Annotated in this window: 20 protein-coding genes; 10 read left to right on the top strand and 10 right to left on the bottom strand. The window is 67.2% G+C overall.

All coding sequences use genetic code 11. The features are described from left to right. Window positions 1-11: 11 nt before the first annotated feature. The 5 genes from ACXJLH_RS10430 to ACXJLH_RS10450 all read right to left on the bottom strand — a co-directional run bounded on the left by ACXJLH_RS10430 (window position 12) and on the right by ACXJLH_RS10450 (window position 4,742). Window positions 12-329 carry an energy transducer TonB gene (locus ACXJLH_RS10430; RefSeq protein WP_056193025.1) on the bottom strand — a complete coding sequence of 106 codons (318 nt, stop codon included), beginning with the start codon at window positions 327-329 and terminating at the stop codon, window positions 12-14. Window positions 330-357: 28 nt separating this feature from the next. Then, window positions 358-1,905 carry a methyl-accepting chemotaxis protein gene (locus ACXJLH_RS10435; protein WP_056193022.1) on the bottom strand — a complete coding sequence of 516 codons (1,548 nt, stop codon included), beginning with the start codon at window positions 1,903-1,905 and terminating at the stop codon, window positions 358-360. Window positions 1,906-2,116: 211 nt separating this feature from the next. After that, entirely contained in the window at window positions 2,117-3,394 is a 1,278-nt protein-coding gene (locus ACXJLH_RS10440; protein WP_457443918.1) for a c-type cytochrome, read from the bottom strand. Continuing rightward, complete coding sequence (locus ACXJLH_RS10445; RefSeq protein ID WP_457443920.1) at window positions 3,391-4,068, bottom strand: c-type cytochrome; 678 nt, start codon at window positions 4,066-4,068, stop codon at window positions 3,391-3,393. Before ACXJLH_RS10445 ends, ACXJLH_RS10440 begins: the two co-directional genes overlap by 4 nt. After that, entirely contained in the window at window positions 4,065-4,742 is a 678-nt protein-coding gene (locus tag ACXJLH_RS10450) for a YggS family pyridoxal phosphate-dependent enzyme (protein WP_457443923.1), read from the bottom strand. The genes ACXJLH_RS10445 and ACXJLH_RS10450 overlap by 4 nt, the downstream gene beginning before the upstream one ends. Before the next feature lie 27 nt (window positions 4,743-4,769). Here ACXJLH_RS10450 and ACXJLH_RS10455 point away from each other — a divergent pair, with 27 nt between their 5' ends. From ACXJLH_RS10455 to ACXJLH_RS10465, 3 genes are all read left to right on the top strand, one after another. Continuing rightward, window positions 4,770-5,813, top strand: a complete 1,044-nt coding sequence (locus ACXJLH_RS10455; protein ID WP_056193010.1) for a type IV pilus twitching motility protein PilT — start codon at window positions 4,770-4,772, stop codon at window positions 5,811-5,813. 77 nt (window positions 5,814-5,890) lie between these two features. Then, on the top strand, window positions 5,891-7,027 hold the full coding sequence (locus tag ACXJLH_RS10460; RefSeq protein ID WP_056193006.1) for a PilT/PilU family type 4a pilus ATPase: 1,137 nt from the start codon (window positions 5,891-5,893) through the stop codon (window positions 7,025-7,027). A 10-nt stretch (window positions 7,028-7,037) separates the two neighbouring features. Beyond that, window positions 7,038-7,928 carry an NAD(P)-dependent oxidoreductase gene (locus ACXJLH_RS10465; RefSeq protein ID WP_457443924.1) on the top strand — a complete coding sequence of 297 codons (891 nt, stop codon included), beginning with the start codon at window positions 7,038-7,040 and terminating at the stop codon, window positions 7,926-7,928. Window positions 7,929-8,015: 87 nt separating this feature from the next. Here the strand turns inward: ACXJLH_RS10465 and ACXJLH_RS10470 are convergent, their stop codons facing one another. From ACXJLH_RS10470 to ACXJLH_RS10480, 3 genes are read right to left on the bottom strand one after another with little or no spacing between them, the layout of a single operon-like run. Next, entirely contained in the window at window positions 8,016-8,627 is a 612-nt protein-coding gene (locus ACXJLH_RS10470) for a BON domain-containing protein (protein ID WP_457323941.1), read from the bottom strand. 19 nt (window positions 8,628-8,646) lie between these two features. Continuing rightward, on the bottom strand, window positions 8,647-9,225 hold the full coding sequence (locus ACXJLH_RS10475) for an SIS domain-containing protein (RefSeq protein WP_056192992.1): 579 nt from the start codon (window positions 9,223-9,225) through the stop codon (window positions 8,647-8,649). Between the two features lie 16 nt (window positions 9,226-9,241). Then, window positions 9,242-9,634, bottom strand: a complete 393-nt coding sequence (locus ACXJLH_RS10480; RefSeq protein WP_457443926.1) for a YraN family protein — start codon at window positions 9,632-9,634, stop codon at window positions 9,242-9,244. Here ACXJLH_RS10480 and rsmI point away from each other — a divergent pair. Next, on the top strand, window positions 9,627-10,547 hold the full coding sequence (gene rsmI, locus ACXJLH_RS10485) for a 16S rRNA (cytidine(1402)-2'-O)-methyltransferase (RefSeq protein ID WP_457443928.1): 921 nt from the start codon (window positions 9,627-9,629) through the stop codon (window positions 10,545-10,547). The genes ACXJLH_RS10480 and rsmI overlap by 8 nt on opposite strands. Here rsmI and ACXJLH_RS10490 read toward each other — a convergent pair. Next, the gene (locus ACXJLH_RS10490) at window positions 10,525-11,712 is read right to left on the bottom strand and encodes a PQQ-dependent sugar dehydrogenase (protein WP_457443929.1); all 1,188 of its coding nucleotides are present in this window, start codon (window positions 11,710-11,712) and stop codon (window positions 10,525-10,527) included. The two genes, rsmI and ACXJLH_RS10490, sit on opposite strands and share 23 nt — an antisense overlap. A 149-nt stretch (window positions 11,713-11,861) precedes the next feature. Further along, complete coding sequence (locus tag ACXJLH_RS10495; RefSeq protein WP_056192984.1) at window positions 11,862-12,188, bottom strand: hypothetical protein; 327 nt, start codon at window positions 12,186-12,188, stop codon at window positions 11,862-11,864. 135 nt (window positions 12,189-12,323) lie between these two features. On the opposite strand from ACXJLH_RS10495, the gene tldD reads away from it, so the two are divergent. The 6 genes from tldD to ACXJLH_RS10525 all read left to right on the top strand — a co-directional run bounded on the left by tldD (window position 12,324) and on the right by ACXJLH_RS10525 (window position 19,089). Continuing rightward, window positions 12,324-13,787, top strand: coding sequence for a metalloprotease TldD (gene tldD / locus ACXJLH_RS10500; protein ID WP_457351532.1), 1,464 nt, complete (start codon window positions 12,324-12,326; stop codon window positions 13,785-13,787). A gap of 205 nt (window positions 13,788-13,992) precedes the next feature. Continuing rightward, complete coding sequence (locus ACXJLH_RS10505) at window positions 13,993-15,120, top strand: 3-deoxy-7-phosphoheptulonate synthase (protein WP_056192978.1); 1,128 nt, start codon at window positions 13,993-13,995, stop codon at window positions 15,118-15,120. A gap of 116 nt (window positions 15,121-15,236) precedes the next feature. Then, window positions 15,237-15,944, top strand: a complete 708-nt coding sequence (locus tag ACXJLH_RS10510) for a PEP-CTERM sorting domain-containing protein (RefSeq protein WP_457390300.1) — start codon at window positions 15,237-15,239, stop codon at window positions 15,942-15,944. Window positions 15,945-16,006: 62 nt separating this feature from the next. Beyond that, a complete protein-coding gene (locus ACXJLH_RS10515; RefSeq protein WP_457324825.1) occupies window positions 16,007-16,318 on the top strand; it encodes a hypothetical protein in 312 nt (103 codons plus the stop codon). 69 nt (window positions 16,319-16,387) lie between these two features. After that, the gene (htpG, locus tag ACXJLH_RS10520) at window positions 16,388-18,268 is read left to right on the top strand and encodes a molecular chaperone HtpG (protein WP_457390301.1); all 1,881 of its coding nucleotides are present in this window, start codon (window positions 16,388-16,390) and stop codon (window positions 18,266-18,268) included. A 260-nt stretch (window positions 18,269-18,528) separates the two neighbouring features. Further along, window positions 18,529-19,089: a GNAT family N-acetyltransferase gene (locus tag ACXJLH_RS10525; RefSeq protein ID WP_162247736.1), complete on the top strand. Its 561-nt coding sequence runs from the start codon at window positions 18,529-18,531 to the stop codon at window positions 19,087-19,089. Window position 19,090 lies beyond the last annotated feature (1 nt).

The raw sequence follows: 19,090 nt of genomic DNA on the forward strand, positions 1-19,090 counted from the left end.
TCGGTCGGGTTTCAGTCCTCGTTCTTGAAGACGAGCTTGACTTCGTGGGTGGCCTTTTCGCCGGGCTCGAACTTCCACTCCATCAGCGCCGCCTTCACGGCGCGGTCGAAGACCCGCTTGGGTTCGGCTTCGACGATTTCGACGTCGCTGACCTTGCCGTCGGCTTCGATAGTCATCTTGGCCTTGACCGAGCCGGTGGAGATGCCCTTCTTGGAGGCCTCGGCTGGGAACTCAGGCGGCACCTTCTTGACGACCTTGGGTGCGGCCTGAGCGGCCAGGGCCAGCATCAGGCTGGCGGCCAGGATGGTGGCGGAACGCAGGAATGACATGGCGAGCCTCGGAAAGTAATTGATGGGGTCAGGCGGCGCGGAAGAAGCCGACCGCCTCGATCAGCCGCGTCGAGCTGTCGCGCAGGGCGTCCGCCGAGCGGCTGAGATCGCCGACCAGGCTGGTGTTTTGCTGCGTGGCCTTGTCGAGCTCGTTCATCGCGCCGTTGACGACGCCGACGCCCGTGGCCTGCTCCTGGGCCGAATGCGAGATTTCCTCGATCAACTGACCCATGTTGTTGACTTCGTCGACGACGCTGCGGATGGTGACGCCGGCGTTGTTGACCAGCGTGGTGCCGTTTTCGACCTTGACGGTCGATTCCTGGATCAGCACCTTGATTTCCTTGGCGGCGCCGGCCGAGCGCTGAGCCAGCGCACGCACTTCGGCGGCCACCACGGCGAAGCCGCGGCCATGTTCGCCGGCCCGGGCGGCCTCCACGGCCGCGTTCAGGGCCAGGATGTTGGTCTGGAAGGCGATGCCGTCGATGACGCCGATGATGTCGCCGATCTTCTTGGAGCTGGCGCTGATCTCTTCCATGGTCTCGACGACCTTGGAGACGACGGCGCCACCATTGCTGGCGGCCTGGCGGGCCGTCACGGCGATGCCAGCCGCGCGACGGGTCAGATCGCTGGCGCCCTTGAGCGTGGAGGCGATCTCTTCCACCGAAGCGGCGGTGTTCTGCAGGCTGGCGGCGGAACGCGTGGTGCGCTCGGCCAGATTGGAATTGCTGTCGGCAATGGAGCCGGAGTTCTGGGCCACCTCGCTGGCGGCGGTGGACACATCGCGCACAACGCCCGAGAGAGCCTGCTGCATGTCCTTCATGGCCTGCAGCATCTGGCTGAGTTCGTCGCGGCCTTCGACCTGGATGTCCTGCGTCAGATCACCGGCGGCAATGGCCTCGGCGGCCAGCTGGGCCTTGCGGGCCGGGGCGACGATGGAACGGGTGATGACGAGGCCGCCACCGATGCCGATGACCACGGCCACGACCAGCAGGACGATGGTCACCCAGACGGAGAAGCGGGCCAGTTCGACACCGGACGTGGCCAGTGCCTTGCCGCTTTCAAACTGGATGTCGACCAGCTTCTTCAGGCCTTCCTGCAGGGCCGCCTGGGCGGGGCGCAGGTCGGTTATCAGGCTTTCACGAGCCTCGTCGGGCGTGCCGTCGGTCTGGATCTTCTGGAATTTTTCGAGTGCAGCCAGGAACTTGGCCTTGTGACCCCGCACCTCGGCGATGGCGGCCTTTTCTCCGTCACCCGAGACAGCGTCTTCCAGGCTCTTGAGCTGCTTTTCGCCTTCTTCAAGCGCGTCGGTGACGGCCTTCTTCTGCTTCTTGATGGCACCAGCGGTATCCAGCAGCAGCAAGTCACGCACGGCGCGGGAAATGATGTTGACCTGGCTTTCCAGACCGTTGGCTGCGCCAATCTTGAAGAGGCTGGAGTTGGCGGTGCGGTCCAGATCCTTGGCCAGGCCGTTCGCATTCTTCGCGCCGTAAATGCCGATCCCCACCAGCAGCAAAATGAGCAGGCCAAAGCTCAAGGCCAACCGATGGCCGATGCGCAATTGCGTCAGGAAGTTCATCTGTTCAGGTCCTTGTCCGGTGATCGGGTATCGGCGGCGGGCTGCCGCTCTTGAATTCAACGACGACTGTAGGGCTCTCGGCCCTGTTTTTGACGGCCCTACCCGGGAGCCGCGCGCAGTGTGTCGCGACCTGTGACCATTTGCTACCTGCCTGCGGCAGGCTTGCGTGAAGTCGTTCACGTCGGCCCCCCGCGCCCAGGGGCTTGTGGGTTCAACGGGCCGCCACGGCGCGCAGCCTCAGCACCTCGACGGCATCGACTTCGCCAGCAGCGTGGCCGAAGGATGCCCGCAGATGGCTGGTCAGCGCGGCCAGGTCTTCGGCGCCCAGCACGCCCGCGAAGGGCGGCATGCCGTAGGGGCGCGGGTTGCCGGGCGTCGCCGGCGCGAAGCCGCCGCGCTCGATGAGGCGGATCAGGTTGGCCGCACTGGCCTGGGTGACCAGGCGGCTGCCGGCCAGCGCAGGGTAGGCGGGGGCACCGCTCGCGTCGCGCCGCCCCTGGCCCTGCTCGCCATGGCAGGCCGCGCAGTGCTCGCGGTAGAGGCCGGCGCCGCGCTTGCGGCGGCGCGCATCCGGCTCGGCCGGCTCGGAGCGGGCAACGGCCTGCTCGGGCAAGGTACGCAGATAACTGCTCATTGCGGCGAGGTCGGCATCGTCCAGCGCCGCGGTGCTGCCGATGACGACCTCGGCCATGGGTCCGAGCGCCGCGTGGCCCTGCGCCTTGCCGTCGCGCAGCCAGCGTTGCAGCACCTCAGTCGGCCAACGCTGCACACCGGCCTCGGCCGGATCATGCAGCGAAGGGGCCACCCAGCCCAGGCCGGCCAGCAGGCCACCGCGGAAATCCGCTGCACCACGGTCGCCACCCAGGGCATCGCGGCCGGCGTGGCAGGCGCTGCAATGGGCCAGGCCCTGGCTGAGATAGGCGCCGCGGTTCCAGGCCGCGTCCCGGGCCGGGTCGGGTTGGTAGACCCCGGGCCGGAAGTACAAGGTCCGCCAGACGGCGACGGCCAGCTGGCTCCCGTAAGGCCAGCGCAGCTCATGCTCGCGGCGTGGCGCGGTCGCGGGCGGCTGGGCCTGAAGCCAGGCATACAGGGCGTCGGCGTCCTCGCGGTTGACGAGGGTGGTGTTGGTGATCGGGTGAGCCGGCACCAACAGCCGACCGTCGCGGCTGCGGCCGAAATGCAGCGCCTGCCAGAAGTCGTTGCTGGTCCAGCCACCCAGGCCGGTGGCGGCGGGCGTCAGATTGGAGGAGAAGGCGGTGCCAAAAGGCGTCGGGATCGCCCGGCCTCCGGCCAGGCGTTCACCACCGCGGGCCGTGTGGCAGCCGGCGCAATTGCCCACGGTGGCGAGGTAGGCGCCGCGTTCCAGGCTGACGGGTGCGGCGGAGGGCGGCGTTGCGTCGCCCAGGGCGCGTTGCCAGGCCAGCAACCCGAAAGCGGTGGCAATGGCCAGCAGGGCCAGCAACGCGAGGCCGATCAAGAGGCGCTTCATGGCGGCAGGCCGCCGCAGCGCAACGGCGGCGGGGCAGCCAGGGTGGGCGCGGGATGCGGGTCGGCCGGCAGGGCCCGGCCGGCGAGGAATTGGGTGATCGCGTTGATCTCAGGCTCGGTCAGGGTCTTGGCGATTTGCGCCATGCAATCCGGCGCCTGGGCGCGGCGCTGTCCGCTGCGCCAGGCGCCGAGCTGGCCGTTCAGATAGTCGCGTGACAGACCGAGCAGACCGGGTATGGCGGGCTGAGTCCCCGTCAGGCGCTCGCCATGGCAGGCGGTGCAGGCCGGCAAGCGGCGGGCGGCGTCGCCGCGGCTCACCAGCGCCTCGGCGCGGGCCAGCTCGGTAGCCGGAAGGCCAGACTTCTGCGGCGGCGCATAGGGCAGGTCCAGCGATGCGAAATGACCGGCCAGCTCCTCCAAATAGGCGTCGGACAGTGGCGCGATGAGTTCGCTCATCAAACCGTAGTCGCGCCGGCCGTCGCGGAAGTTCAGCAACTGGTTGTAGAGATAGCCGGCCGGCTTGCCGGCCAGACGGGGGTAGTAGCCGTCGGGTGCGGCGCGCCCCTCCTTGCCATGGCAGCCGGTGCAGGCCAACGCTCGCTGCGCGAGCGTGTCAGGGACGGGCTGGGCCTGGGCCGCGAGCGCGGTCAGGGTCAGCAGCCAGGCGGCCTTCACCCCCGCGCTCCGAAAATGGCGCTGCCGACGCGCACCATCGTCGAGCCGGCCGCGATGGCGTCCTCAAGGTCTGCGCTCATGCCCAGCGACAGCGTGTCCAGGGCCAAGCCGGCCTGCTTCAACGTCTCGAACAGCGCGGCCATGGCCCGATGCTGCGCCAGCGCTTCGGGGCCGGGTTCGGGCACCGCCATCAGGCCACGCAGCTGCAGCCGGGGCAAGGTTGCGACCTCGCGAGCCAGCGCCGCCACGTCATCGGGCAGCAGGCCGCTCTTGCTGGCCTCGCCGCTGATGTTGACTTGCAGGCAGACATTGAGCGGCGCCAGCTCGGCCGGCCGTTGCTCGGACAACCGCTGGGCGATCTTGAGCCGGTCTACGCTGTGCACCCAATCGAACTGTTCGGCCACGGGCTTGGTCTTGTTGGACTGCAGCGGGCCGATCAGATGCCATTCGATCTGGCCGCGCAGATCGCTCAGCTCGCCGACCTTGGCCAGGCCTTCCTGCACATAGTTCTCCCCGAAGGCGCGGGCGCCAGCCTCAAAGGCCTCGCGCACGGCGTAGGCCGGGAAGGTCTTGCTGACGACGAGCAGACGGACCGCCTGGGATGGGCGGCCGGCCGAGGCACATGCCGCAGCGATGCGATTTTTGGTGGCTTGGAGGGAGTCGGAGATCGCCATAATGGTCCGAGCACTCCACAGATCATCATGGACATCACTCAGCTGCTGGCATTTTCGGTCAAGAACAAGGCGTCGGACCTGCACCTTTCGGCCGGCCTGCCGCCGATGATCCGGGTGCATGGCGACGTGCGCCGCATCAATGTCGAGGCCCTGGACCACCGCGCGGTCCACGACATGGTCTACGACATCATGAACGACTCCCAGCGCAAGATGTACGAGGAGACGCTGGAAGTCGACTTTTCCTTCGAGATCCAGGGCCTGGCGCGCTTTCGCGTCAACGCCTTCAACCAGAACCGTGGCGCGGGCGCCGTATTCCGGACCATTCCAAGCAAGATCCTCAGCCTGGAGCAGCTCAACGCGCCCAAGGTCTTCGCCGAACTGGCGCTCAAGCCGCGCGGCATGGTGCTGGTGACCGGCCCGACCGGCTCGGGCAAGAGCACGACGCTGGCCGCCATGGTCAACCACCTCAACGAGAACGAGTACGGCCACATCCTCACCATCGAGGATCCGATCGAGTTCGTGCACGAATCCAAGAAGAGCCTGATCAACCAGCGCGAGGTCGGCCCGCACACGCACTCGTTCGCGAACGCGCTGCGCTCGGCGCTGCGCGAAGACCCGGACTGCGTGCTGGTGGGCGAAATGCGCGACCTGGAAACCATCCGGCTGGCGCTGACCGCCGCGGAAACGGGCCACCTGGTGTTCGGCACGCTGCACACCTCGTCGGCCGCCAAGACGGTGGACCGCATCGTCGACGTCTTCCCCGCGGCCGAGAAGGAGATGGTGCGGGCGATGGTGTCCGAATCGCTGGTGGCCGTCATCTCGCAGAGCCTGTGCAAGCTGAAGGACGGCACCGGCCGCGTCGCGTCGCACGAGATCATGCTGGGCACCTCGGCCATCCGCAACCTGATCCGCGAGAACAAGGTGGCGCAGATGTACTCGTCCATCCAGACGGGCAACTCGCAGGGCATGCAGACGCTGGACCAGAACCTGACCGACCTCGTCCGCCGCAACATCATTTCGCCCGCCGAAGCTCGCTCGAAAGCGAAGTTTCCGGAAAATTTCCCGGGCTAGTCCCGGGGAATTTGACGTCACTCATGTGGCTCGCCACGTGAGTGACGGCAAAACGCCGCACACATAGAAAGCCATTCATGGAACGCGATCAGGCCTCCAAGTTCATCAACGATCTGCTGCGGCTGATGCTGTCGCGCAAGGGCTCCGACCTCTTCCTGACGGCAGAGTTCCCGCCGGCCATCAAGGTGGACGGCAAGCTGACCAAGGTCTCGCCTCAGCCCTTGACCGGCCAGCACACGCTGCAGCTGGCGCGGGCCATCATGAACGACAAGCAGGCGGCCGAGTTCGAGCGCACCAAGGAGTGCAACTTCGCGATCTCGCCGCATGGCGTCGGGCGCTTTCGCGTGAACGCCTTCCTGCAGCAGGGCCAGGTCGGCCTGGTGCTGCGGACGATTCCGTCGACGCTGCCCACCATCCAGTCGCTGGACCTGCCGGTCATCCTGCGCGAGGTGGTGCAGCACAAGCGCGGCCTGGTCATCGTCGTCGGCGCCACCGGCTCGGGCAAGAGCACGTCGCTGGCCGCGATGATCGACGAGCGCAACGAGACGACCTATGGCCACATCGTCACCATCGAGGACCCGATCGAGTTCGTGCATCCGCACAAGAACTGCATCGTTTCGCAGCGCGAGCTGGGCCTGGACACCGACAGCTGGGAGGCCGCGCTGAAGAACTCGCTGCGCCAGGCGCCCGACGTCATCCTGATGGGCGAGCTGCGTGACCGCGAGACCATGGAGCACGCGGTGGCCTTTGCCGAGACCGGCCACCTGTGCATGGCGACGCTGCACGCCAACAGCGCCAACCAGGCGCTGGACCGCATCATCAACTTCTTCCCCGAGGACCGCCGCCAGCAGCTGCTGATGGACCTGTCGCTGAACCTGCGCGCGCTGATCAGCCAGCGCCTGCTGCCGCGCCGCGAAGGCAAGGGCCGTGTCGCCGCGGTCGAGATACTGCTGAATTCGCCGCTGATCTCAGACCTGATCTTCAAGGGCGAGATCACCGAGATCAAGGAGCTGATGAAGCGCTCCCGCGAGCAGGGTATGCAGACCTTCGACCAGTCCCTCTTCGACCTCTACGAGGCCGGCAAGGTCACCTACGAAGACGCGCTGCGCAATGCTGATTCGGTCAACGACCTGCGCCTGCAGATCAAGCTCAACAGCGAGCGCGCCCGCAGCGGCGACCTGTCCAGCGGTACCGAACACCTGACCATCCTTTGACCCATTGCTCATGACCACCCGCAGCTACGACCCCATTCCCGCCCGCCGCGTCGCCTTCCTGGGCCTGGGCGTCATGGGCCATCCGATGGCCGGACATCTGGCGCGCGCTGGCCACCAGGTCACCGTCTACAACCGCACGCGGTCCAAGGCCGAGGCCTGGGTCAAGGAATATGGAGGTGCCTTTGCCGCCACGCCAGCTGAGGCCGCCCGGGGCGCGGAGTTCGTGTTTTGCTGTGTTGGCAACGACGATGACCTGCGCTCGGTGGCGCTCGGAGAGGAGGGCGCACTCGCCGGCATGACCTCGGGAGCCGTCTTCGTGGACCACACCACAGCCTCGGCGGCCGTGGCTCGCGAGCTGCACGACGAGGCAGCCAAGCGAGGCGTCGCCTTCGTTGATGCGCCGGTCTCCGGTGGCCAGGCCGGTGCAGTCAACGGTGCGCTGACCATCATGTGCGGCGGCGATGCGGCCCCTTTTGACATGATGAAACCCATCGCCCTGGCCTTCGCCAAGGCCGTGACCCTGCTCGGCGGCCCGGGCTCGGGGCAGCTTGCCAAGATGGTCAACCAGATCTGCATCGCCGGTGTCGTGCAGGGCCTGTCCGAGGCCGTGCGCTTTGGCCAGAACGCCGGCCTGGACATGGCCCAGGTGCTCGAGGTCATCGGCAAGGGCGCCGCCCAGAGCTGGCAGATGGACAACCGCGGCAAGACCATGGTCGAAGGCAAGTTCGACTTCGGCTTCGCGGTCGACTGGATGCGCAAGGATTTGGGCCTCGTGCTCGACGAGGCGCGCCGCAATGGCTCACGCCTGCCGGTGACGGCGCTGGTGGACCAGTTCTATGCGGACGTCCAGTCCATGGGCGGGAATCGCTGGGACACGTCCAGCTTGATCAAGCGTCTCTGACCCAACAAAGCCACAGAGTCACAGAGGCACGGAGAAAGCCGCAGCGAATTCCTCTGCGTCTCCGTGCCTCTGGGGCTGTGCTCAGAGCTACTGCTTTTTCGGTGTGAGGCGAGCGAGTTCGTCTTCGCTGATGATCTCGAACGCCCGGATCACTTTCTTGACGCCGCCGACCTGGCGCGCGATCTCGGTGGCGCGATTGGCCTCGCGTTCGGTCACGCGGCCCATCAGGAAGACCTGGCCGCGCTCGACGACAACGTAGAAGGCATTGCTCAGCAGGTCGCGCGCGTCGATGAACGAGGCCTTGACCTTGCCCTGGATGACGACGTCGTTGGAGCGACCGCTCAGTGCGCTGTGCATCGTGACCGCAGTCTCGTTCAGCACCTTGGTGACGTTCTCGACGCCGGCGACGATGCGCTCCACCTGAGCTTGGTCGGCTTCGTTGCGGGCCTCGCCGGTGATCAGCGCGACGCGGTTGTAGCTGTTGACGTTGATGTGCACCTTGTCGCCCAGCTGCTCGCGGATGCGGGCGCCGGCCTTGATCTCGATGGTCTCGTCCTCGAGCTGGGTGGCCGAGGTGCGGCGGTCGGTGGCGACGCTGACGCCACCCACCATCGCGCCGCCGATCAGCAGTGGCGCGCACCCGGTGGCAAGCGTGCTGGCGAGGATGGCGGCGGTCAGGGTGAGGCTGAGTTTTTTCATCGGGGTTCCGTCAAGGAGGTTATTCGTCGCTGCCGAGCAGTTGCAGGTCGACAGCGTCGACCAGCGCATGCAGCAGCACGCGCTGGGCTTCCACAACGCGTGGCTCGCGGCCGTGGCTGACGCGGATCTGGATATCGGTGTCCTGCAGCAGGCCGCGCCATTCGTCGGCGGCGCCCGGCGGCTGGGCGGTCAACGCGATGATGCTCATCTCCTGCGCATGGGCCACGGCCACGGCTGACTGCCAGGCGTCGCGCTGCTCGCGCAGGGGCTCGATCATGACGAGGACGTCACCCGGGTGGCCATGGGCCTGCAGGAGGCGCGCCAGGTCCACGCCCGCGGCGTCACGGGCCTGGGCGGACAAGCTCCAGGCGGCCAGGCCAGGCCTCTCCTGCTCGAAGCGGCCGGCCAGGCGGGCGGCCAGATAGTCGGCGTCCATGCTGGCCAGGCCCTGGCCGGCACACAGGATGCGGCTGCCGCCAGTGACGGCGTCCACCACCATCTGCGCGGCCATCGCCAGGGGCCGCGCCAGTTGCTCGGCGGCTTGGTAGAGCAGGTCGGCGCTCTCGAAGAATTGCTGCTGGATGCGTTGTTCAATCATGCGGCGCGGATCATAGTCAGGCAGCGTCGAAAGCTCCCTGTAACCAGTTGAGTTCGGCACCGTCGATGGCGACGACGTCGAAACGGCAGGGCGGTGGGCTGGCGTGGCGCAGCAGATAGTGCTGGGCCGCGTAGATCAGGCGCTGCTGCTTCCTGGCCGTCACGCTGGCGGCCGCGCCGCCATGCGAATCGCTCGCCCTTGCCCGCACCTCGACGAAGACCAGTGTGCCGTCGCGGTCCTGCAGGATCAGGTCAACTTCGCCGGCACGGCGGTTGGGGCCGCCGCCGACTCGATAATTCCGCTCCACCAGGCGCAGGCCGGCGCGCTGCAGATGCGCGAGCGCCGCGTCCTCGCCCGCCAGGCCGATCTCGGCCCGGTCAGGTTTTGAACGAGAGCCCCACTTGAACATTGATGCCTCTGTGCTTCGTCAGGCCGCACAAGCCGCAGCCGGCGGCCAGCAGTATCCGGCCGCCACGCTCTATCTCGTCGCGACGCCGATCGGCAATCTGGCTGATATCTCCTTGCGCGCCATCCATGCCTTAAGCCTGGCCGATGCCCTGGCCTGCGAGGACACGCGCCAGGGCGGCGGCCTGCTGCGTCATCTGGGCCTGCACAAGCCGCTGATCGCGCTGCACCAGCACAACGAGCGTGAGGCCAGCGCCACGGTGCTGGCGCGATTGGCTGCCGGTGAGCGCGTGGCCTATGCGTCGGACGCCGGCACGCCGGCCATCTCGGACCCCGGCGCCGTGCTCGTGCAGGAGGTGGTCGCAGCCGGCTACCGCGTACTGCCGCTGCCCGGGCCGAGCAGCGCGGTGACGGCCCTCAGCGTGGCTGGCGACACGGCGGCCCGGGGTTTTGCGTTTGCCGGCTTCCTGCCGACCAAGGCCGGCGAACGCCGCACGGCGCTGCAGGCGGTGCTGGCTGTGGAAGGCCAGAGCCAGGTCGTGTTCGAGGCGCCGCACCGTATCGTCGAGGTGATTGCACTGCTGGCCGAACTGGCGCCGACGCGCCGCGTGACGGTCTGCCGCGAGCTGACCAAGCAGTTCGAGAGCATTCACACCGCCGAGGCTGCGACGCTGCCGGCTTGGCTCGCGGCCGACGCCCAGCGCCAGCGTGGCGAGTTCGTCCTCGTGCTGCACGCCTTGGCGCCGCAGGCCGCGGCGGACGATGAACTGCCCACTGAGGCCCTGCGCGTGCTGGCCCTGCTCGTCGCCGAATTGCCGCTCAAGCAGGCCGTCGCCCTGGCCGCGCAGATCAGCGGCGCGCCGCGCAACCGCCTCTACGACGCCGGTCTGGCCCTCAAGCGCGGCGGCGACGAGTGAAGAGGCTGCCGGCCGCCAGGCCCAGGGCCAGCAACAGCGCGGGCGCGGGCTCGGGCACCGCGGCAGCGAGCAGATAGACATTGCCGTCAATGCCGACGGCATAGAGGGCGCCATTGCCTCCTTCGCCGAAGCTGGTCAGCGTCGAGCCGCCGAAGGGCGAGGCCAGTGGCGTGGCGGTACCGCCGTTCAGGGTCCAGATGCGGCCGGAGATGTAGTCGCCGAACACGTATTTGCCGTCGAGGCTGGCATCCGCGCCGCCGCGGTAGACATAGCCGCCAATGACGGTGGCATCGCCGTTGGCGCGGCCGTAGTCGTAGATAGGCTCGGTCAGGTTGGGCGGCGTGGGGTCGCTGATCCCGGGCGTAGCGATCGTGCCCTCGCGCACACGCCAGCCGTAGTTGGCGCCGCGGCCGAGGCCCGAGGCAGCGGAAGCGAAATCCACTTCTTCCCGCGCGCCCTGGCCCACGTCGCCAATCCACAGGTCGCCCGTCTGGCGGTCGAAGCTGTTGCGATAGGGGTTGCGCAGGCCATAGGCCCAGATCTCGTCATTGCCGGCCACGCCGACAAAGGGATTGTCCGTTGGCACCGTGTAGCCGCCCGCGGGGTTTGGCGTGATGCGCAGCAGCTTGCCCAGGTTGCTGGACAGGTTCTGGGCGTTGTTGTCGGGGTCGTTGCCACTGCCGCCGTCACCGGTGGCAATGTAGAGGTTGCCCGGGTCCGCGGCATTGAAGCCGATCCAGCCGGCCTTGTGGTTGCTGCGCCCGGCCGGCTGGGCCACCGTGATGACCGTCTTGGCGCTGGCCAGGTCCACGGCACCTGCGCCGTTGACGGTGTAGCTCGCGACGACGGTGCTCAGTGTCGTCTTGTCGATGTAGTCGACATAGAAGCGGCCGTTGTTCGCGAAGCCGGGGTCGAAGGCCAGGCCCAGCAGGCCACGCTCGCCGCCGGTGTCGATCTGCCCCGACAGGTTGAGCCAGGTCGAAACAGTGCCACCGCTGTCCTGCACCTTGATGCGCCCGGTCTTCTCAACGATGAAGAGCCGCGAATCGCCGCTGGGGGCGGTCAGGAAGACGGGCTGCTCATAGCCCGAGCCGACCAGGGTGGCGGCGAAGGCAGGACCGGCAGCAGCGGCCAGGGCCAGCGTGGCGAGCGGGAAAAGCTTCATGCGGCGCTCCAAATCCGTGAAGGACGGATACGCCGCATGCTGTGCGGGGCCTCGCCTCGCCGGCCATCCCTAGCAGGCCACCGCCAGGGATGGATTTGTTAGCAGGCGTAATGCATGGGTCATCTGGCTCGACACGCGGCTGCGTTGCGTCACTGCTCCCGGGCGTTGTGCTTCTTGCGGTGGATGTCGCGGCTGGCGCCGTCTTGCATGGCGGTCAGGCGGCGGCGCTCTTTGGCGGTGACGGTGCCGTCGGCCTTGGCCTTCGCCTCGGCGTGGTCGACGCGAGCCTGTTCCTTCTCCAGGCGCTGGGTCTCGTGGGCCGTCAGGCTGCCGCTGGCGGCGCCTTGCGCGATCCGGGCCTGCTGGTTCGCCTCGCGCTGGTCGATGCGAGGCGTGTTGGTGCCGGGCGTCTGTGCGAAGGCGCTGGCACCGGAGAGGGTCAGCAGGGCGATCAGGGCTTTGTGAAAGGTCTTCATCGGGGACTCCTTGGGGACGTCGGGTTGCAAGGCCTGTCCACAACGACGCCTTTTTCCGCGCGGCTGACACCCTGCCGGTAAAGAAGGATGTCCATGTCTTCCAATGCCTGACGCCCGACTTCCTAGAATCAAGCCATGATCGCCGTCGAACCCACCCTGGCCCGCCTGGCCACCGCCCGCTCGCAACTGCTGGAGCCCTTCGGCCTCACCGAGGCCTCGCTCTCGCAGGCGTTGCGCCTGATCACCGAGCATCGCGTCGATGACGCCGACCTCTATTTCCAGACCACGCGCGCCGAGGGCTGGAGCCTGGAGGAGGGCATCGTCAAGAGCGGGTCCTTCAGCATCGACCAGGGCGTCGGCGTGCGCGCCGTGGCCGGCGAGAAGACGGCATTCGCCTACTCGGACGACATCTCGCTCGATTCGCTGCTGGATGCCGCGCGCACCGTGCGCACCATCGCCGCGGCTGGGCAGAGCAAGAAGGTCAAGGTGCCGGGCCAGAGCCGCGTGGCCGGCAGCCGCGAGCTGTACGGCGTGTCCGACCCCATTGCCAGCCTCGACAGTGCCGCCAAGGTCGCACTGCTGGAGCGAGCCGAGAAGATGGCCCGCGCCAAGGACCCGCGCGTCGCTCAGGTCATGGCCGGCCTGGCCGCTGAGCACGAGGTGGTGCTGATCGCGCGTGCCGACGGCACGCTGGCAGCGGACGTGCGGCCGCTGGTGCGCCTGTCCATCACCGTCATCGCCGAGAGCAATGGCCGCCGCGAGGTCGGCTCGGGCGGCGGCGGTGGGCGCTTCGGCCTGGCCTATTTCACTGACGAGATGATTGCCAGCTATGTCGAGCAGGCGGTGCACGCCGCGCTGACGAATCTGGAAAGCCGCCCGGCGCCGGCCGGCGAGATGGTCGTCGTGGTCGGCCCGGGCTGGCCCGGTGTGCTGCTGCATGAAGCTGTTGGCCACGGCCTGGAGGGCGACTTCAACCGCAAGGGCTCGAGCGCCTTTGCCGGCCGCATCGGCCAGCGCGTGGCTTCCAAGGGCGTGACGGTGCTGGACGACGGCACCATCCCCGACCGCCGCGGCTCGCTCAACGTCGACGACGAGGGCTGTGCCAGCCAGCGCAATGTGCTGATCGAGGACGGCATCCTGAAGGGCTATATCCAGGACGCGATGAATGCGCGGCTGATGAAGGTCGCCCCGACCGGCAACGGCCGCCGCGAGAGCTATGCCCATGTGCCGATGCCGCGCATGACCAACACCTACATGCTGGGCGGCAAGGACGATCCCAAGGAGATCGTCGCGTCGATCAAGAAGGGCCTGTACGCCACCAACTTCGGCGGCGGCCAGGTCGACATCACCAGCGGCAAGTTCGTGTTCTCGGCCAGCGAGGCCTACTGGGTCGAGAACGGCAAGATCCAGTACCCGGTCAAGGGTGCCACCATCATTGGCAACGGCCCGGACGCGCTGACCCGCGTCAGCATGATCGGCAATGACATGGCGCTGGACACCGGTGTGGGCGTCTGCGGCAAGGAAGGGCAGAGCGTGCCGGTGGGGGTCGGGCAGCCGACGTTGCGGATCGAGGGATTGACGGTGGGTGGCACGGCTTGAAAGCCTGGCTTGGCGCTTCACGAACGACTGCGCCGGCCAGCGTGCTAGATTCCGCTCCCATGTCCCGCGCTGCTTACTTTAGCTTTTGGTTTTTTCCCCGCCCCGGCGGTGGAGAGTCCTGAGCGCGCGCGCTGAACCCAGACTCCCTACAAACCGCCGGGCCCGCAAAGCCCGGCGGTTTTTTGTTTTCTGAAAGGCTGATCCGATGAACGCCAAAGTCTCCTCCGTCGAACCCGAAGCCCAGCGCTGGTACTCCCAGGACGACAAGACCAGTGCCACCGACGACGAGCGCATCGTCGACGTCACGCCGCTGCCGCCGCCGGAACATCTGATCCGCTTCTTCCCCATCCGCGGCACGGCGATGGAGAACCTGATCGGCCAGACCCGCCAGCGCATCCGCAGGATCATGAGCGGCGAGGACGACCGGCTGCTCGTCGTCATCGGCCCCTGCTCCATCCACGACCCGACGGCCGCCATCGAGTACGCCCGCAAGCTCAAGGAGCAGCGCGAGAAGTACGCCGGCACGCTGGAGATCGTCATGCGCGTCTACTTCGAGAAGCCACGCACCACCGTCGGCTGGAAGGGCCTGATCAACGACCCCTACCTGGACGAGAGCTACCGCATCGACGAAGGCCTGCGCATCGCCCGCCAGCTGCTGCTGGAGATCAACCGCCTGGGCGTGCCGGCCGGCAGCGAGTTCCTTGACGTCATCTCGCCGCAGTACATCGGCGACTTGATCGCCTGGGGCGCCATCGGTGCGCGCACGACCGAAAGCCAGGTGCACCGCGAGCTGGCTTCGGGCCTGTCGGCGCCCATTGGCTTCAAGAACGGCACCGACGGCAACATCAAGATCGCCACCGACGCCATCCAGGCGGCGGCGCGCGGCCACCATTTCCTGTCGGTGCACAAGAACGGCCAGGTCGCCATCGTCGAGACGCGCGGCAACGCCGACTGCCACGTCATCCTGCGCGGCGGCAAGGCGCCCAACTACGACGCCAAGAGTGTCGCCGAGGCCTGCGCTGACCTGGCCAAGTCCAAGCTGCCGCAGCGCCTGATGGTGGACTGTTCGCACGCCAACTCCAGCAAGCAGCACCAGCGCCAGCTGGACGTGGCGCGCGACATTGCCGGCCAGATGCGTGAGGGCGGCAAGAGCATCTTCGGCGTCATGGTGGAAAGCCACCTGCATGACGGCGCCCAGAAGTTCACGCCCGGCAAGGACGACCCGGCCGCACTCGAATACGGCAAGAGCATCACCGATGCCTGCCTGGGCTGGGACGACTCCCTGGCCGTGCTGGACGTGCTGTCCGAGGCGGTTCGCGCGACACGGGCCTGATCGCACTGGCGCTTGAGTGCGGGCCCCCGAATCAAGGGGTAAATCAAGGGGTCGGGGGCGCGGCCCGGCGCGCCCGGGAGTAGCCTGAGCCTTTGGGCATCCTGAGGATCAGCACCATGCGACATCTACTGCTTGCGGCCGCTTTCTCTGCCCTGCTCGCCGCCCCCGCGCAGGCGGTGGTGGTCATTGGGTTCGAAGGCGTGAACGCCACTTATCCAAGCACCAGCTACGCCGACATCCTGAGCTTTTACAGCGGCGGCACCAGCAGCCAGGGCACGACGGGCGCCAATCTGGGCGCGACCTTCGCGAGCAACGCGGTGGCGGTTTGCCTGAATGCGCTGGGCGGAAGCTGCTCGAATGCCTCGCGCGGCGGCCTGTCGGTGACCTCGTCGCAGGGCGGTATGGGCATCGGCAGTGGCACCTCAACGTATTTCGACTTTCCCAGCGGCTTCAGCTTCGCGATCGGCTTCAGCTACGCGGTGGCGCCTGGCTCGGTGGCAACTATTTCTGCCTACAGCGGCCTGGGCGGCAACGGTGCACTGTTGGCGCCGCCGCTGGTGCTGCTGCCGGGCTCGCCAGGTTGCGCGGCCTACAACGCCAGCCGGTGCCCCTTCGGGCCGGGCGGGTACTCCTTCTCGGGCGTGGCGAAGTCGGTGGTGTTTACCGGGCAGCCGGGCAAGGTGGTGTGGGACGACCTGACCCTGGGCGCCAACGACCCGCAGTCTCCCGTGCCGGAGCCCGCAGCCTGGCTGAGCTTGATGCTCGGCCTTGCATCGCTGACTGTCCTGGGGCGGCGCCAAGCCCTGCCCCGGCCGCGTGACTGAGCGCGGGTCCTCCAGCAGTCGTCCTCGACCCGGATCGTCGGTCCACTGACACAATCCGGGCCATGCAAGCCCGGATCACCGTCATCTTCGCCACCGGCGCGCGGGTCGACATCCAGCTCGACGGCACCGAGGTGCTGGGCTTCGAGGCCGCCCGCCGCTGGCTGGACGAGAACTTCGTCCGCCTGGAGTGCGAGCCCCTGCGAGGCTCGGGCAAGGTGCTGCTGGCCGACAAGCTGGTGGGCGTCGCGCTGGCCGCAGGGCCGGCTGCGTTTGCCGATGCCGCCTGGGCGCTGGACTACGCCCGCGCGGCGGCCGGTTCGCTGTCCAAGGCGCTGATCAAAGTCGACGTGCCACGGCTTGCAGTTTCCTACTGACGCCCCCACTTGAACTCCTGCCGCGCGGCCCGACCTGAGGCCGCGTTTTGTTTTGATGGACACCTCACCATGACCAAGCAAACCCACGCCTTCCAGGCCGAAGTCAAGCAGATCCTGCACCTCGTCACGCACTCGCTGTACTCCAACAAGGAGATCTTCCTGCGCGAGCTGGTGAGCAACGCCAGCGACGCCTGCGACAAGCTGCGCTTCGAGGCGCTGGACAACGCGGCGCTGTTTGAAGACAACCCCAACCTGGAAGTGCGCGTCAGCTTCGACGAGGCAGCCAAGACGCTGACCATCAGTGACAACGGCATCGGCATGAGCGCCGATGAGGCCGCCTCCCACCTGGGCACCATCGCCAAGAGCGGCACGCGCGAGTTCATGGCCAAGCTGGAAGGCGACCAGAAGAAGGACGCCCAGCTCATTGGCCAGTTCGGCGTGGGCTTCTATTCCGGCTTCATCGTCGCCGACCGCATCACCGTCGAGACCCGCCGCGCCGGTCTGCCGGTGGACCAGGCCGTGCGCTGGAGCAGCGAAGGCACCGGCGAGTACGAGCTGGAGACCATCACCAAGGCTGGCCGCGGCACCGACGTCATCCTGCATCTGCGCGACGGCGAGGAAGAGTTCCTGAAGACCTGGCGCGTCAAGTCGACCATCAGCAAGTACAGCGACCACATTTCGCTCCCCATCCTGATGAAGAAGGAAGAGTGGGACGCGGACAACGCCAAGCAGGTCGTGCTCGACGAATGGGAGCCGGTCAACAAGGCTTCCGCCCTGTGGAGCCGCAGCAAGAGCGAGGTCACGCAAGAACAATACGAAGAGTTCTACAAGCAGATCAGCCACGACAGCGACGCGCCGCTGGCCTACACGCACAACCGCGTCGAAGGTCGCAGCGAGTACACCCAGCTGCTTTACATCCCGCAGAAGGCACCCTTCGACCTGTGGAACCGCGACAAACGCGGCGGTGTGAAGCTGTACGTGAAGCGCGTCTTCATCATGGACGACGCCGAGGCGCTGATGCCGGTCTACCTGCGCTTCGTCAAGGGCGTCATCGACTCGGCCGACCTGCCGCTGAACGTGAGCCGTGAGCTGCTGCAGGAAAGCCGCGACGTGAAGGCCATTCGCGAAGGCTCCACCAAGCGCGTGCTGGGCATGCTGGAAAGCCTGGCCAACAGCGAAGAGCAGGCCGACAAGGACAAGTACGCCGCCTTCTGGAAGGACTTCGGCCAGGTGCTCAAGGAAGGCATCGGCGAAGACCACCAGAACCAGGAACGCCTGGCCAAGCTGTTCCGCTTTGCCTCGACGCATGCCGACGCGAACGTCAGCCTGGCCGACTATGTGTCGCGCCTGAAGGACGGCCAGGACGTCATCTACTACATCACCGCCGATTCGCTCGCTGCTGCCAAGCACAGCCCGCAGCTGGAAATCTTCCGCAAGAAGGGCATCGAGGTGCTCCTGCTGGTGGACCGCGTCGACGAGTGGATGCTCAGCCACCTCTACGAATTCGAAGGCAAGACGCTGCAGTCCGTCGCCAAGGGCGCCGTGGACCTGGGCAAGCTGCTGGACGAGGACGAGAAGAAGAAGGCCGACGAGACGGCAGAGAGCCTGAAGCCGCTGCTGGACAAGCTGAAAGAAGCGCTGAAGGACCGTGCCAAGGACGTGCGCGTGACAACCCGCCTGGTCGACTCGCCCGCCTGCATCGTCGTGGAAGAGGGCGACATGAGCGGCCATCTGGCGCGCCTGTTGAAGCAGGCCGGCCAGACCGCGCCTGAGAGCAAGCCAACGCTGGAGATCAACGCCGAGCACGCACTGGTGAAGAAGCTGGATGGCAGCGATCACTTCGACGACCTCGCCCAGGTGCTGTTCGACCAGGCCGTGCTGGCCGAAGGCGGTCACCTGGAAGACCCGGCGGCCTATGTGAAGCGCGTCAACGCGCTGCTGACGGGTTGACCGTCGCGGCGCTGTAGTTCAGCGCCAGGCCCGGTCCTTGAGTCCGGGCCGGTCTGGGCGCCGGCGGCCTTGCTGGTCCGCCGAGTCGGCCCTGCTTCTGCGCTCTTTACGTGGCTTTGTGACGGTTTTGCGACAGGTCCCGTGCCCCCGGGCTTTCGCCTCGGCCGGCTCGCGGCTACCCTCCTAGGGTTTCCACCGAGTTTGCGTCGTACATGGTTCCGAGTGAGTTCTGCGCCTCTGTTGCGGCCGTGCCAGCGGCCATGGTGACCCGACGCCTCGTGTTGAGGCCACCGCGGGAAAGCGATCTGGATACCCTGACGGCGCTGCATGCCGACCCGGCGGTGAACCGTTTCTGTGCCGCCGCGACGCCGCACGGCCGCGCGGCCACCGAAACCCAGTTGCAGGCCTGGCTTGCTCACTGGCAGACGCGGGGTTTCGGCCACTGGGCCATCGCCGAGCGCGAACAACCTGAGACGCTGATCGGCTTTGGCGGCCTGATGCACCGCAGCGTTGCCGGCCACGCCGGCCTCTACCTTTACTACCGCATCACGCCCCAGGCCTGGGGCCGCGGCCTGGCATCGGAAATGGCCCAGCATGCGATGAGCCAGGCTTTCGAACAGCACCACGAAAGTACCGTCGTCGCTGCCGTTTTGCCCAGCAATGCGCCAACGCGCAAGACGCTGGAGTGTCTGGGCCTGCGCATGAAAGGCACATTGGCCGATGGCCCCGGCAGCGCCGCTGCGCTGCTCTATGAGCTGGGTGCCGACCGTTGGGCTGCCCTGCCCAAGGTCGAACCTGAAGCCATCGCCTTCGCGGCCTGAG

The organism is Roseateles sp. P5_E4, assembly GCF_054049255.1.

What these genes read in the sequence shown, in the direction of transcription:
- ACXJLH_RS10525 (WP_162247736.1), top strand. Translation starts at nt 18,529, where the DNA reads ATGGTGACCCGACGCCTCGTGTTGAGGCCACCGCGGGAAAGCGATCTG.
- ACXJLH_RS10450 (WP_457443923.1), bottom strand. Translation starts at nt 4,742, where the DNA reads ATGGCGATCTCCGACTCCCTCCAAGCCACCAAAAATCGCATCGCTGCG.
- ACXJLH_RS10475 (WP_056192992.1), bottom strand. Translation starts at nt 9,225, where the DNA reads ATGATTGAACAACGCATCCAGCAGCAATTCTTCGAGAGCGCCGACCTG.
- ACXJLH_RS10490 (WP_457443929.1), bottom strand. Translation starts at nt 11,712, where the DNA reads ATGAAGCTTTTCCCGCTCGCCACGCTGGCCCTGGCCGCTGCTGCCGGT.
- ACXJLH_RS10455 (WP_056193010.1), top strand. Translation starts at nt 4,770, where the DNA reads ATGGACATCACTCAGCTGCTGGCATTTTCGGTCAAGAACAAGGCGTCG.
- htpG (WP_457390301.1), top strand. Translation starts at nt 16,388, where the DNA reads ATGACCAAGCAAACCCACGCCTTCCAGGCCGAAGTCAAGCAGATCCTG.
- ACXJLH_RS10505 (WP_056192978.1), top strand. Translation starts at nt 13,993, where the DNA reads ATGAACGCCAAAGTCTCCTCCGTCGAACCCGAAGCCCAGCGCTGGTAC.
- ACXJLH_RS10430 (WP_056193025.1), bottom strand. Translation starts at nt 329, where the DNA reads ATGTCATTCCTGCGTTCCGCCACCATCCTGGCCGCCAGCCTGATGCTG.
- ACXJLH_RS10480 (WP_457443926.1), bottom strand. Translation starts at nt 9,634, where the DNA reads ATGTTCAAGTGGGGCTCTCGTTCAAAACCTGACCGGGCCGAGATCGGC.
- ACXJLH_RS10435 (WP_056193022.1), bottom strand. Translation starts at nt 1,905, where the DNA reads ATGAACTTCCTGACGCAATTGCGCATCGGCCATCGGTTGGCCTTGAGC.
- ACXJLH_RS10465 (WP_457443924.1), top strand. Translation starts at nt 7,038, where the DNA reads ATGACCACCCGCAGCTACGACCCCATTCCCGCCCGCCGCGTCGCCTTC.
- ACXJLH_RS10460 (WP_056193006.1), top strand. Translation starts at nt 5,891, where the DNA reads ATGGAACGCGATCAGGCCTCCAAGTTCATCAACGATCTGCTGCGGCTG.
- ACXJLH_RS10440 (WP_457443918.1), bottom strand. Translation starts at nt 3,394, where the DNA reads ATGAAGCGCCTCTTGATCGGCCTCGCGTTGCTGGCCCTGCTGGCCATT.
- ACXJLH_RS10495 (WP_056192984.1), bottom strand. Translation starts at nt 12,188, where the DNA reads ATGAAGACCTTTCACAAAGCCCTGATCGCCCTGCTGACCCTCTCCGGT.
- ACXJLH_RS10510 (WP_457390300.1), top strand. Translation starts at nt 15,237, where the DNA reads ATGCGACATCTACTGCTTGCGGCCGCTTTCTCTGCCCTGCTCGCCGCC.
- ACXJLH_RS10515 (WP_457324825.1), top strand. Translation starts at nt 16,007, where the DNA reads ATGCAAGCCCGGATCACCGTCATCTTCGCCACCGGCGCGCGGGTCGAC.
- ACXJLH_RS10470 (WP_457323941.1), bottom strand. Translation starts at nt 8,627, where the DNA reads ATGAAAAAACTCAGCCTCACCCTGACCGCCGCCATCCTCGCCAGCACG.
- tldD (WP_457351532.1), top strand. Translation starts at nt 12,324, where the DNA reads ATGATCGCCGTCGAACCCACCCTGGCCCGCCTGGCCACCGCCCGCTCG.